This is a genomic window from Pontibacter flavimaris (assembly GCF_001907195.1).
In the GTDB taxonomy this organism is placed as follows: domain Bacteria; phylum Bacteroidota; class Bacteroidia; order Cytophagales; family Hymenobacteraceae; genus Pontibacter; species Pontibacter flavimaris.
The window spans coordinates 15,576-29,060 of the sequence record NZ_LVWA01000008.1; the positions used below are offsets into that span (position 1 = coordinate 15,576).

The window sequence follows — 13,485 nt, forward strand, 5'->3', positions numbered from 1 at the left end:
AGGCAGGTAATTAATCTAGCTTTGATAATCTATGATTATTAATTAAAAAAAATACAATATATTAAGAATATCGTCTTTTTGATGTTTATTTTAATTTATTCTTATCCAAACGCCTCAAAAATTCCCTATACTCTTTTGTAATAACTAGAGGACTGTTTTAAGCCTCTAGTTTTACATTCTGGAGGTTGTCGGTGTGACTACGTACGCTCGCTTTCAGTCTTACGTCCAAGAGGTTTCCACGGGACAACTCAGCAAAGCTATGGAGGGAGGGGCACAATGGTCATTAGCGTGTTACATAGCAAACTGTCAGAATCTTCGGCCTTTGTGTCTGGCAGCCTTGATACTCAAAACAAGTATTAAGTATGGCTACCCCTGTAGCGTTAGCTCTGCCTAAAGCTCATTAAGGGGTAGCCTGCCTTAAGCCTAAAACAACCCTATTTAGACTTAGATATTAATGGGAAATAGATTTATAACAGTGATAAACTTAAAGATGATGGAGAAAATGACAGAGAGAGAAAAAGAGTACCTGCCACTGCTAAAATATGTAATGATACTCAGTGAAAAGGGGATACCCACCACAGTTGAGTCAGTGGGTAATGGAATGATGATAGGCTCTTATGATGCCAAATATGAGGATGGCAAGTGGTACATATCCAAAGACGATATGCTTAAACGCATAAGACAAAACACAAATAAAAAGATAGAGCCTATTGAGGCCGGTCATTATTCTATCCATGGTCTCCTCTACCACCTTAGCGAAAGTGGAATAGATTTCGATGAGGGCAATATTACTAATTTTATTATTACTGGCAGGCTGGAATATAAGCAAGATAACTTTGGCAGGTTTGTCATCCCAGCACACGAGCTGGAGAAACTGGTAAAGAAATATAGTAGAAATTAATAAGGGAGGTATTATGATGGAAACCATACAACAAGACCAGGCATTTTATACAGTAAAGCAGTTAAGCGCTGCTCTCACTCAGAAGGGTATGCCTATTAACTGCCAAACATTACGCTACTATATAAATACAGGGCGCATAAAGGCAACTAGAGATGTAATAAGGCCTTTACTATGGGTAGTGCCACATCAAGAGCTGTTACGCCTAGTAAACCAAGGGCAACAAGATTAATTACATAAACTTCTTTCATATAACCGCAAATGAGCCTCTTTTAGAGGCTTTTTTGTTTTAGTACTCATATAGTAGTGTGTCATTAGAAAGCCTTACCAGCTGGCCCCATTGCAGCCACAAAGCCTAAGGAGTGGTCAAAGCTGTAATAGCTCACTAATAGAAAAAAGATGATAGGCTAATAGAGTGCCAGTGTGGTATTAATTGTCATGTTCCAGAGACTAATATAATTAAGGTCAAAAGCCTACCTAAAACACTCCCAGAATAGATGATTTTAGGCCCATTTATTAGCAATTCATTAGAAAAACATGATATAAAAGGGGCAAAAACTGAGGGGCCGCAATGCCATATATATATACATGCCACTTTATAAAGTTTTGGCCATTTGTACCCTCATTTTAGACTGGCTGGAGCTCTCCCAGTTGCATATAAATTTACCCTGTTAGGCTTTAATTTTATATGAAAACCACTATATTTGGGTAATATAATATTACAAGCTATAAAACTTAATAGGCATGAAGAAACTTATACTAGCTTTATCTGCAGGCGCTATTTTACTGTCATCCTGTACAGACACTCTTGACAGGAAAATTAGTACAGAGACCTTTGCAGAGGATTTAAAAGAGATACAGGCAGAGCACTCTAGCGACTATGATAGCCTTGACTTTGCCACCTTAGCTCTAGGGGTAGGATTTGGTAAAATGATGGGTGCAGAAAAGGAGATAACTAATAAAACCTATCGCCAAGTCCTAGATGAATTTAAGACAGAGAGGGTAAAGGAGGAAAAGGCACAAGCTGAGAAAAAAGCCCTGTATGAGAAAAAGGTAGCGGAGTGGAAAAACTCTCAGACCAAACTTAATAAAGTAGTGGCTTTTAAAGTTACTGGTAAAGACTTCTATACAGACTCCTACGGTATTAGAGAGCAGCAAATGTTTAAATATCTTATCCAGAATAACAGCGGCAAAGATATTAAGGCTATCAAAGGTGGCTTTCTGGTGTATAATACCTTTGGAGAGGTAATAGGCCGCTATGGTATAGAGGTAGAAAACCCCATGGCCGTAGGTAAGTCAATAAATGATGAGATTTATTACGACTATAATTCATATGATTCAGATAATGTAAAAGTTAAAGGGGTATCTGCAAAAGACCTCAAATATGAGTGGCAGACAGCTATGGTAATATTTACAGACGGGTCAGTGATGGAGGCACAAGAGGAGCCTAATGAGCTGGAGTTTCTTTAGTGTTGTGCTCCCTAAAATAATAAAAGCCACCCTAGAGGTGGCTTTTGCATTTATAGCGTTACTATCAAAGTATATAAAGCTTTACAGCCATTTTATTTTTGTTTATCCCTTGCCGCTATACCCTCTAACTGGTTTGGGGGTAGAGAATTAAATAGCTTATCTATCTCATTAGGCTGGGTAATCATAACATCTGCTACAATGTTTACCAGTAGAAATAGTTTAGCTGCAGTCTCCATATCGTCATTTAAATTGATTTGTCCTGGGTGTACTGCATTATTTCCTATTACCCTTACTATATCTAATGATTGCTGTATTCTAGGAGGTAGCCCTTTCTTTACAAGGTTGCCTATATCAGTGTTTATGTTTTTACCCTCCTCTCCTAAATGTTTACACAGTTTCTGAATACATAGTCTCAGCAATGCAGCTGCACCCCTAGGAGACCTATTCAATATTGCTCTTGCCTCCTCATAATCTGCTTTAATTTCCTCTGGTAAATCGTTATTAGGCATAGGAGCGCCACCTGTGGAGGGAATTATCAACTTTTCATTTAACCACAAGGTAAATTTTTGGCAGTGTGAACAAGCGGCATAATTTAGCCCAGATATAATATTTAAGGTACCCACCTCAAACCTATAAAAAGCTTCACTCCATCTTTGATTTGCAAAGGCTCCACAATGGGGACAGTTAAATCCAGTTTTTTTATGTGCTGGTGGGACATAGGGTATCATACAGTAATAGTTAATAGATTTTAGGAACTTATTAATTTTAATGAATTGCCATACCTAGTATGTTATTCAAATATAAGCTTTTCTAAAGGTGGAGGGTCAGTTATTAGCCACTTTTTCTATATTGTTCACCTATACAAACGGACGTTTAAAAGAGTGTACAAGAAAAATAACCTTTAAAAAAGTGTACACCGTTTGTAAAAGTGAACAGTAGTATATATATTTGTTCCATAATATAAAAGCACATGAAAAAGTATATAGCCTACTACAGAGTAAGTACCACAAAACAGGAAAAGTCTGGCTTAGGACTGGAGGCGCAGAAAGCCTCTGTGAGAACCTTTGCGAAATGTGAGGACTGTATTATAGAAGAGTTTACGGAGGTGGAGTCTGGTAAGAAAAATAAGCGCTCACAGCTGCAGGCTGCCATAACTAAGGCCAAAGCTACAGGCAGCACCTTAGTAATAGCTAAGCTGGACAGGCTGAGCCGTAATGCAGCCTTTATCTTTACTCTGAGAGATAGTGGGGTAGACTTTATATGTGTAGATATGCCAGATGCTAATACTCTTACTATTGGCGTATTTGCCTCCATGGCTCAGCATGAGGCAGAGCTTATAAGCCAACGCACTAAAGCTGCCCTACATGCTAAAAAAGCACATGGCATCAAGTTAGGCACCCCCGCTAACCTTACAAAGGAGGCAAGGCTAAAGGGGCTGGAGGTACGTAGAAGTAAGGCCCTAAATAGTAAAGAGAATAAGCAGGCTATTCATGTAATACTAGGTGAAAAGAAAGAGGGTAAGTCATTTAGGGAGATAGTAGATAAGCTAAATGAGTTAGGCTATGTTACATCTCAGGGTAAAGCATTTGGGGTCAGTAGTGTACATAAGCTTTATAAGAGAGCAACCCAGCCAGAGGAGATAGGGGCTTAACCTACCCCCCCACCTCTCAAAAAAAAGACCCCCCACCCCCTTTACGGCACTAGGGGTAAATATATTACAGAGCCCGTTTTTCAAGTTTTGAAAAGCATTTTACATGGGGTAGCCACCCCCCCCTCTAATATGGAGTCTGTTTTTGGAAACTCAATAGGCCTTTTTTCTGGCTCCTACCCCGACCCCATTTTTGAGGTTTGAATTTTTACTAAAAGCATATACAAAAGCATCATACCACCACAGAATTTAAAAACTACACAATATGGAGAACCACACTTTTACACAGAAAAGCCATGAGGTAAAGAATACCTTTGTTAAGATGTTTTTACACCCAGATTTGATAGGAGATAGCGGCTTTATTGGCTGGAGATTGTATCTGACAAAAGAACGTGAAATAAATGAATTGCCTTACGATGAGGGAATGAAAGCCTACCAGAAGAGGATACTTAAAAAAGCTAAGTATGGTATTGGTATTGATAGTATAGGTGGCGCTATTCCTGTAAATGATGTGGAGCAAGTGATAGAGGGTCGAATACTGCCACCATGGCCAGCCTGCAGCCTAAGCTACCTGCAGAGGCTATAAAATAAAGAGGAGGGGGCCATTATTGGGATAGGAGAGGCCCCCTGCCTCATTTAGTAAAAATTAAGACCCGTAGGAAACAGAAACATCTTTTACTACTGCGAGTAATTCTTTAGTCAAAATATCACGTATGGCCAGCCCATCATTACCTAGGCTCCTAAGTAAAGTTTCAGTCTTGATTGAAAATAAGTTTTCTACATTTATTTCTAGGCCCCCAGTCTTAGAGCCTTCTCGTCTATAGTCCTTTACTCTGGCCTCCTTTTCAGCCTCACTGCCTGAGCCTCCAATACCAGCCCCTCCGCTCTCTTCACTACCGTAGTAATCACTAGAGCTTGCTGTAGAGCCTGCCATTTTACTAAAGTCTGGTAGTGTGAAGTTGCCCATCAATCCAGACCAATCTATAGTACCTCCACCATTCTTAGCTTTTTCCTGCCCTCTTTTAAAGTGGGGTGCTGTCTTTTCTTTGATAGCCTGCCCAGCTGCTTTGGTACCATTGATAACCACACCTGCAGGGCTCATATTAAACAGGAATTTACCCCCAGCCTTAGCGGCCTTCAGCCAGTTACCTTGCTTTACTGCATTAATAAGCTCAAATAGAGGCTGTATCTGCTTGCCAAAGAATGAGGCTATACCCTTAAAGATGTTTTCTATGGTCTGGGGTATGTTTTTGAATACATCTACCACCCCAGCTCCAAAGGCCTTAAGGACTTCCCATACACCAAGTATACCTCCTCTAAAGCCCTCAAATTTATTCCACGCCCACAGAATTGCCCCTCCAACCGCAAAAATTACCCCTATGGTAATACCCAGAGGCGAGGTTAAGAACGCTTTATTTAAGAGGTTCTGAGCCCATGCCCAGCCTTTAGTAGCCAGTGAGGCTGCCTTAGTGGCCACCGTACCAGCCTTTACCATACTGGTAATAGTCTGTATGAAAGTTAGGGCCTTGTGAGCCGCAAACACGGCCCCTAAGGTGGCTACAGTATATCCTAATTCTGTTCTATACTTTGATATAAAGCCTATCGTAGAGGCTATGATGTTGCTGACTAATCTGAGGGGTGGGGTGATAGTTTTTACACCCAGCGTAAGCAGGGCTATAGTCTTTTCTGCAGCTGTGCCCTTACCCTTAAATAGACTAAACTGATTAGCAGCATTAGATATTGCAGCCCCTACAGGACTAAGAGCAGAGCCTATACCTGAGAGAGCCTGTTTAAGTGGGCTAATCTTGGTAAAGAACTCTATGAAAAAGTCTATGGCTTTATTTCCACTATCAATAAAGAAAGTAAAGGCTCCTGTTGAATTTTGGCCAATTACCTTTTGTAGCTTAGTGAAATTATCTCCTAGGTTTGATAGCCTGCCTCCTAAGGTTTTAGAGATTGCAGCCATAGAGCCCTGCACACCCACCATATCTCCTAGAGAAAGTATATACTCCCGTATGGCCTTAGCATCTTTCTTAATAGTAGTGTCTTGACCCTTAAAGGTATAGGTCATGGTACCATCTTTATTATCCTTACCTTTAATGCCAAACTCCTTAAGCCTTTCATTCTCAAAAACCTCCGCATCGAGCATTGCTTCTGTAAGCATGTCGAAATCCTTACCTACAGAACTGGCTAAGTCCCCCAGCTTTCTCATTTGGTCCTCTGTAGGTGCAAAGCCACGGTTAGCCAGTTTTACAAAGGAGCCACTAAGCTCATCTACAGCAAATGGAGTTTTACTGGCAAAGTCCTGTATCATTGCCATAGCACTCTTAGCTCTGGTAGCACTCTGGAAAGTATTAGTAAGTACTGCCTCAAACTTTTGGAATGTGGCTGTAGTCTCTACCACACCTCCTCCAAATAACCTCATTTGGTCTAGGGCAAAAATACCACCTAATAGGCCTGCAGCCCCCTTAAGACCCATGCCACCTCCTGAGCTATTACCACGCATCATACCACCTCTAGGGGTAGGAGGTGTAAAGCCTGCCTTAGGAGTGGAGGCTGTACTTAAAACCCTGGCATATTTGCTGGCTTTGCTAACCAGCCTATCCATTTGGCCATTGGCCTGCTTAAGCTCTTTATTTAGTTTTAGGTCCCCTTTATTGCCCAGCTTATCCATGGACTTGCTGAGGGTGCCTATACCTCTGTTAGAGGCATTTACTGTCTTTTGTAGACTGGCAAAAACCTTAGACGCTTTCCCTACATGCTTCTCTGCATTGGTGGCAAACTTCTTTAATGGACCGCTGCCATGGTCTACTACCTTAATTTCAAATCTTACCTGCTCCATTTCATCTATCCCTTTGGATAGTATAGGAAAAGAGGCAGGTGAGAATTGATGCATGAGAGGAGCTTTAGGTTAATTAATATTTAGTCTAAATAGACTTTTTGGCTACACAACTGCCTGATTATCAGCTTTTGCTCCACTCAGGAGCAATACATCACAGGGCCATACTGGTAAAGCGCAAATAGGTATATAGAAACTGTTATACCACCTCAGATAAATGCTGATTACATAAAATATTAATTGTACTTTTTTTAACTGAAACACAAAATAATATCTTCATTTTGTAGGTTGATGTAAATAATCAAATGTTGTCTATTTGGTGCTTTTGAAAGCTTTTTTTAGTGGGATATTATACTGTATATTTGCCTTTATAAATATTGATAATATAAATAAAGAGAGGAGGGTGTATGGATTTATCTAAGGCGATAACGCTAGGCAGAATTGAAAAGCTAATCAATGGTAGGCCTGAATTAACTAATTATGTATTAAAGGAGTCGGGAAATTTTTTCTATCTAATAGATAGCAATTCTTTAAGGCCTCATTACGAATGGCATGATAGGGAGGTGCAGATGGCTTTCCATAAATTTGAGGTGGCAGAACATTTGGAGGATGCGTCAATACCATCAGAGATGATTGATGAGATGTCAGGAGAGGCTTTTTTACATTTTCTTACTACATTGGTTGGCTGCATGGGTCAATTGGAGGATAGTAATTCTATAAGAAGCAGACAGATTTTTGATATTATGGCTGATTTGGTCGGGGGTACCGGAGAGGGAGAAATTCATATTGCATTAAGGTCAACAGAAGAGCCTATATTACTTACATCGGTATCTACAGTTTCTTCACATTAGTAGGAAAATGCTTTAATATAAGCCTTGCACTAGGTCCTCTGGTGTGAGGCTTACATGTTTATAGTAGAATATTTTTTTAGGAGGAGTATGGTATGGAAGAGAAAGCAGCAGTAACACTGCTAAAAATGGAAAAAGCATTGTATAATATTAAAAAAAAAGGAGGGTATATGGATTTATCACAGGCTGTTGAGATACAGCGGTTAAGAAAAGCTTATTTACACAGGAATACACTTGGGGGGTATGTGCCCTTAGATGGTTTAGATATAGTCATCAAAAAGCAAGCTGGAGTAATATATGCTATTGTAGAGGGGCCTAACGGGCTGGTATTGCCTCTACTGGAGTCAGAAGTAACAGAGTTTTTCCAAGTAAAGGAGGCAACTGGAGAGCAGATAATACATTATATCTGGCTATTGACACCTATGGCTAAATTCTGGCAGTCTCAGGCTTTAGAGTTTGACTGGGAGCCTATCAGTAGGTACGAGAATATCAATAAGCTTACAGACGGTATGGCTCTGATGGATTGTGTATATGACACCCAGCTTTGGGAGGAGGCAGGTTAATAATGTTCTTAATATAACTATGACACCAAGTAGAAAAGAGAGACTCATAGGTGAAATGATAGCATCTATGAATAGGGGGCCTGTAGAGCAGCCCTATGAGCTTATTGGAGCTGCAGACGTACAAACCCTGCCATTACTCCAGATGACTCTATAGAGCGGCAAAGCCCCTTTAAACTAGGGGTAGTAAATAAGAGGCCTGCATTAGCAGGCTTTTTCATTAGCCCAGAATATGAAGTGGCTATAAGGGTACTAGCCAGTATAAACCACCGCCTAAATAATAACAGGGGTAAGGCTCTGGAGTATCTGGTAGAGTTTTATATAGGTAGCCTCCCAGATGAAAAGAGGGAAGAATTTTTAAAGCTTATGGCTGGTGCTAGAAAAACATAAAGCTATGGTTCTAGATAGAATATTTTTTAATTGTATTACTAAGAGAGTTTACTAATAGTGAAATTGAGTATGACTGCAATCTAACTGTTGCTATAAGCAATAGGCCCTATTAGTAAGGGGGGCTTAAAATAGAGGAGGGGTAGGGGAAAGCTTGGTAAGGTGGCGCTACATAAAAAATTAAGGCCCTACCAGATAACGCATAATAAGGCTATCTGAGAGGGCCTATTACCAGCCAATAAATAGAAGTCAGGTAGATAGTTTAATGGCTCTACACCATTCAAAATTAAGCTGTGGCAACTATTCTCTTTCTCCTATGAGTACTTTTATAAGCTGCTACTTCTGCCTCCACTTCTGAGCGGGTTTTTTTACGTCCCTGCATTACCCATGCAGTAAGCTCCTCCTTTGAAAAGTAAAGGCGCTTACCCTGTTTACACGCTGGCAGAATCCTACGCTGCACCAGTGTATATACAGTTGGTATAGCTAAAGTAAGAAATTTTGAAGCCTCCTCCACTGTAAGAAGCTGGTCAGTAGAAAGTGTGTCCAGTTGGGGTTTAGTTTGATGAGCCCTTATATCCAATAATATAGACTCTAGCTGATTTAAGCGATTCTCAATAATCATAAATGGGTTTTCTGTCATATCTCTCTCACATTTTATTGTTAACTGTGCAAAGGTGTGACTATATCCATTGTCATTATTAGCAGCTAAAACCTTGCTAATAATATGCTAATGCAGGGACCATATTTACTACAGGAGGTTAGAGTTTAAGCGTATCTAAAATCCGTTGTTTATGGTGCTCAATTTCTGCCCTCATTACTGAGTCTGGGTGACGATAATCATTAAGGTATCTGTTAAAATTTCCTCTGCCTCCTACTTGAGGTCCAAAGGTAGTTGTCAGCAAAGAAACTATCTTAGCCTCACCCAGTACTCTTATTCTCTCAGTCAATAGTTCTAGCTCCTGTAAGGCTATGTATAGTAGGGCGTATTCCTTTTTTTTAACCCTATTATATAAATGTAGCAAGGCTGGCATAGCTCTCTTTCCCTCCTCAGTTAGGTAGTCCAAAAGCTCCTCCTCCTTTGTCTCATTATTAGTAGACTTAGCTACATCATTATTACGTAGCCCTGCTACCACGAACTTCTTTAGCTCATAAATAGAAAACAACTGATAATGTATGGCATTTGAGAATAGCTTATCCTTATCTACAACTCTTATAGTATCTAATTGGCCTTTCCCTTTTAACGTATTTGGGTCTGTAATATCTTTGTAGGGGACCTCCTTACCAGTAATGTAGTATTGGTATAGTATTTCATCAAGCTTAGCCTCATTTTCTGCATAGAATTCCTCCCTACGCTGGAAAATATAAAACTCAATACCCTTAAGTAGAAGCTCAAGCTTCTCAAGCTTAAAGTTATTAGTGGCAGTCTCTACATAATTGTATAACTCCAGCTCACTTAAATTACCCTCTTCTACATTAGCTAGAAAATCCTGCAGACTCATATTATATACCCTCCTCCTTATTAGCCTTAAGCTTTATTCTGCCTGCAGCCTCACGTTTTGTTTTATCAATTACTTTAGCATAGGTCATAGTGGTTTTAAGGGCTCTATGGCCTAGTAACTTAGAGACCGTAAAAATATCAGTCCCTAATGATAGCTGTAACGTGGCGTAGGTATGCCTGAAACAGTGAAATGTAATATGTTTTGTTATGCCTGCTGCCTTAACCCAGTCCTTTAGTACCTTATTATTAGATGCAGAATAGATTAGGGTAGAAAATACTTTAGCTGTAGGCTCACCACGTTCACCTAAAAGCTCTGCAGCCTGATCGGATATTGGTAGTACTTCTACTCCTTGGGTCTTTTGCTGCCTAAACTGTATGTAATAACCCTCTTTACTACTATACTGCACCTCTGACCATAGCAGCTTTTCTATATCAGAGAAACGTAGGCCAGTAAGTGCAGAAAAGATAGCTGCCTGCTTTATGTCGGATAATTCACAATCAGTATCATATAAGGAATCTAACTCCTCCTGAGTGAGAAAATTTGTGTGTGTTTCACCTGTAGGTATGGCCTCAATCCTTGCATTAATATCATTCTGTAGGATACCATCTTTAAAGGCCTGCTTTAGGGTGGCTTTTAGTTTATTGAAGTATGATACTGCAGAGTTTTGGGAGAGCTTTTTCTTAGGGCTCCTCTGGCTGGGGGCGCTTAGTAGATAATTCTTATATTCATTACACAGGTTTACTGTTAGCTCAGATAGTTTAGTGTCAGCATCAAAAAACTTCTCTAGGTAATATAGAGAACTCTGCCAGTTGCCATTATTGGAGCCTACCCGTCTTTCTATCTGTTCAGTATAATATTCTAATAAGGTGATACCCAGCTGTGTCTTAGCTAAAAACCCATATCGCTTATTATTAACTTCTACCTGCCTCTTTGCCTTTATTCCCTCTGCCAGTTCTAAGGTAAGCTTGTTATACTCCTTATCTGCAGTGGTTTTAGGTTTATCATAGGTATACATTCCTAGAAACTCCCTACGTGTAAGCTTACCAGTCTCAGGATTAGGAATAGGAGGGTAATAATCTAAATAGAGGGTCTGGCGGCCTCCAGATATAGCTTTACTTCTTAATTTTACTTTACTCATATATAATCTGACTAAACAGCTTTAGCACCTAATAATTTATCAATCTCTACCTTTGGTACATAAGCATATATACCCTCTTTTATCTTGGGAATTCTATTACGCTTAATAACCTCATATAAGGCCTTTTCAGAGATACTATAGAGCTGTTGCACCTCTGTAAGGGTATAACAGTCACTCACCTGTATTATGTGGTTTTTAGGCTGTAATGTAGGTACAGCGGGGGCCGCTTTTTCAAACATTTGGTCCAGATGAGTACGCTTTATTATAGAGCGTCTACCAACCTTTGCAGCTGGTAACTCATTAGCTTTTATGGCCCTCCAGACAGTCCAACGGCTAAGGCCTAAAAGCTGACAGGTCTCTGAAATACTTAGGAATTCTTTAGCTTTTAGCTCCTCTACAGGTTTAAGTATGACAGACTTTGTAAGCTGGTTACTAGCCTCAATTTTAGATTTCCTTTGCTTTACCTTATAAGCCTTTTTTGAGCAAGGGTCACCACAATACTGAGTAACCGTAGTCTTTGCAGTAAACTCCTCTCCGCAATGCTGGCAGATACGCTGTATCCTAATATTAGAACTCATGGTGCTCTTTGTTTGTGTATGTAGCCAAAGGTAGCTATATGTTGCTATATGTTGCAAAATCTCCCTCTTAAAATTTTTGAGGTACAAAAGTAGGGGGTGGGGTACAAGCGAGGTACAAAAAAGGGTATAAATATCAATTAATAAACTGCTGAAAACTATTGATATGAGCATGAAAAAAGCCCCTAATTTAATATATTAGAGGCTTTTAAATGATTTATGTAATATGGGTGTTTTGTGGCTCTATTTTCCGATGCAGAATTTAGTAAAGATATTATCCAACAAGTCATCCGTTGTGATCTCGCCTGTAATCTGGCCTAGGCTGTAGAGCGCCCTGCGGATATCGGCGGCCACCAAATCGTTGCTTATGCCCAGGCCCAAACCATTAAGCACATCATCGAGGGCTGAGTAGGTTTTGTTCAGGCTGTCCACGTGGCGGAGGTTGGTTACGATGGTTTGACTTTGCGTATTCAGCTTGCCCAGGTTCACCTTCTCTACCAGCGCCTGTTTCAGAGTTTCCAGGTTGGCACCTTCGGCTGCTGAGATCTGCACCAATCCTTCTATACTTGCAAAGGCTGCCAACTTCTCCGGCGACGCCTGGTCAATCTTGTTAGCAACGGCCACTATAGGCAGCTTTTTGGGGTTGAGCCTCTCGAGCTCGGCCTGTACTTCCTCAACCGAAATCTCGGTAATATCGAATAGGTAAATGATCAGCGACGACTGGCTCAGCTTCTGCATGGTGCGCTCCACACCGATAGCCTCTACCTTATCTGTCGTCTCGCGGAGGCCGGCGGTGTCGATGAAGCGGAAGGTGATGCCTCCGATGTTTATCTCATCCTCGATCAGGTCGCGGGTGGTGCCGGGCACATCCGACACAATGGCCTTCTCCTCGTTCAGTAGTTTATTTAAGAGCGTTGATTTTCCTGCATTCGGCTTGCCCACGATCACCGTAGGTACACCGTTCTTGATCACGTTGCCCAGCTCGAAAGACTTGAGTAGCTCCCGGATTATACTTTGAATATGTAGTATGAGCGAGCGCAACTGCTCGCGGTCGGCGAACTCCACATCCTCTTCGCCAAAGTCCAGTTCCAGCTCAATCATAGAGGCAAAGTGTACCAGCTCGGCACGCAAACGCTTGATCTCCTGCGAAAAGCCACCGCGCATCTGTTTCATGGCCACCTCGTGGGAGAGGGCGGAGTCGGAGGAAATCAGGTCAGCCACGGCCTCGGCCTGGGCCAGGTCGAACTGCCCGTTCAGGAACGCGCGCTTGGTGAACTCACCGGCGCTGGCCAGTCGGGCGCCGTGCCTGAGCAGCAGCTTCACGATCTGCTGCACTATAAAGTCAGAGCCGTGGCAGGAGATCTCCACCACATTCTCTTTGGTATAGGAGTGCGGCGCCACAAACAGCGACACCAGCACCTCGTCCAGCACCTTTTCCGCGTCCCGGATAGTGCCGAAATGGATGGTATGGCTGGCCTGCCTGGATAGGTCCTTCCCCTTAAAAACGGAGTCGGTGATGGTGATAGCTTCGGGGCCGGAGAGGCGGATAACGGCAATGGCACCGGTGCCTGGCGCGGTAGCTACTGCTACAATGGTATCGGTCGTGTTATGTTGGATCAATTC

At 41.3% G+C, this 13,485-nt stretch carries 13 protein-coding genes; 6 read left to right on the forward strand and 7 right to left on the reverse strand.

Features of this window, described 5'->3' with window-relative positions; translation table 11 throughout:
- The first annotated feature begins 454 nt into the window (after window positions 1–454).
- Both A3841_RS13430 and A3841_RS13435 read left to right on the forward strand, forming a co-directional pair.
- Window positions 455–901, forward strand: coding sequence for a hypothetical protein (locus tag A3841_RS13430; RefSeq protein WP_139307966.1), 447 nt, complete (start codon window positions 455–457; stop codon window positions 899–901).
- Window positions 902–1,642: 741 nt separating this feature from the next.
- The gene (locus tag A3841_RS13435) at window positions 1,643–2,368 is read left to right on the forward strand and encodes a hypothetical protein (RefSeq protein WP_073852863.1); all 726 of its coding nucleotides are present in this window, start codon (window positions 1,643–1,645) and stop codon (window positions 2,366–2,368) included.
- 92 nt (window positions 2,369–2,460) lie between these two features.
- On the opposite strand, the gene A3841_RS13440 is transcribed toward A3841_RS13435, so the two are convergent.
- Complete coding sequence (locus A3841_RS13440) at window positions 2,461–3,096, reverse strand: DUF4145 domain-containing protein (RefSeq protein ID WP_073852864.1); 636 nt, start codon at window positions 3,094–3,096, stop codon at window positions 2,461–2,463.
- A gap of 242 nt (window positions 3,097–3,338) precedes the next feature.
- On the opposite strand from A3841_RS13440, the gene A3841_RS13445 reads away from it, so the two are divergent.
- Both A3841_RS13445 and A3841_RS13450 read left to right on the forward strand, forming a co-directional pair.
- Window positions 3,339–4,019, forward strand: a complete 681-nt coding sequence (locus A3841_RS13445; protein WP_073852865.1) for a recombinase family protein — start codon at window positions 3,339–3,341, stop codon at window positions 4,017–4,019.
- A 262-nt stretch (window positions 4,020–4,281) separates the two neighbouring features.
- Entirely contained in the window at window positions 4,282–4,602 is a 321-nt protein-coding gene (locus A3841_RS13450; protein ID WP_073852866.1) for a hypothetical protein, read from the forward strand.
- A 60-nt stretch (window positions 4,603–4,662) separates the two neighbouring features.
- Here A3841_RS13450 and A3841_RS13455 read toward each other — a convergent pair whose 3' ends face one another.
- Complete coding sequence (locus A3841_RS13455; protein WP_139307967.1) at window positions 4,663–6,912, reverse strand: hypothetical protein; 2,250 nt, start codon at window positions 6,910–6,912, stop codon at window positions 4,663–4,665.
- Window positions 6,913–7,262: 350 nt separating this feature from the next.
- Between A3841_RS13455 and A3841_RS13460 the strand changes: the two genes are divergently transcribed.
- The gene (locus A3841_RS13460) at window positions 7,263–7,706 is read left to right on the forward strand and encodes a hypothetical protein (RefSeq protein ID WP_073852868.1); all 444 of its coding nucleotides are present in this window, start codon (window positions 7,263–7,265) and stop codon (window positions 7,704–7,706) included.
- A gap of 92 nt (window positions 7,707–7,798) precedes the next feature.
- The gene (locus A3841_RS13465; RefSeq protein ID WP_073852869.1) at window positions 7,799–8,266 is read left to right on the forward strand and encodes a hypothetical protein; all 468 of its coding nucleotides are present in this window, start codon (window positions 7,799–7,801) and stop codon (window positions 8,264–8,266) included.
- A 670-nt stretch (window positions 8,267–8,936) separates the two neighbouring features.
- Here the strand turns inward: A3841_RS13465 and A3841_RS13470 are convergent.
- The 5 genes from A3841_RS13470 to mnmE all read right to left on the reverse strand — a co-directional run bounded on the left by A3841_RS13470 (window position 8,937) and on the right by mnmE (window position 13,482).
- Window positions 8,937–9,290: a helix-turn-helix domain-containing protein gene (locus A3841_RS13470; RefSeq protein WP_073852870.1), complete on the reverse strand. Its 354-nt coding sequence runs from the start codon at window positions 9,288–9,290 to the stop codon at window positions 8,937–8,939.
- A 118-nt stretch (window positions 9,291–9,408) separates the two neighbouring features.
- The gene (locus A3841_RS13475) at window positions 9,409–10,149 is read right to left on the reverse strand and encodes a hypothetical protein (protein ID WP_073852871.1); all 741 of its coding nucleotides are present in this window, start codon (window positions 10,147–10,149) and stop codon (window positions 9,409–9,411) included.
- A 1-nt stretch (window position 10,150) separates the two neighbouring features.
- Window positions 10,151–11,287 carry a tyrosine-type recombinase/integrase gene (locus A3841_RS13480; RefSeq protein WP_073852872.1) on the reverse strand — a complete coding sequence of 379 codons (1,137 nt, stop codon included), beginning with the start codon at window positions 11,285–11,287 and terminating at the stop codon, window positions 10,151–10,153.
- Window positions 11,288–11,298: 11 nt separating this feature from the next.
- Complete coding sequence (locus A3841_RS13485) at window positions 11,299–11,865, reverse strand: helix-turn-helix domain-containing protein (protein WP_073852985.1); 567 nt, start codon at window positions 11,863–11,865, stop codon at window positions 11,299–11,301.
- Between the two features lie 240 nt (window positions 11,866–12,105).
- Window positions 12,106–13,482 (reverse strand): tRNA uridine-5-carboxymethylaminomethyl(34) synthesis GTPase MnmE, encoded by a 1,377-nt coding sequence (mnmE, locus tag A3841_RS13490; protein ID WP_073852873.1) that lies wholly within the window; start codon window positions 13,480–13,482, stop codon window positions 12,106–12,108.
- Window positions 13,483–13,485: the final 3 nt, after the last annotated feature.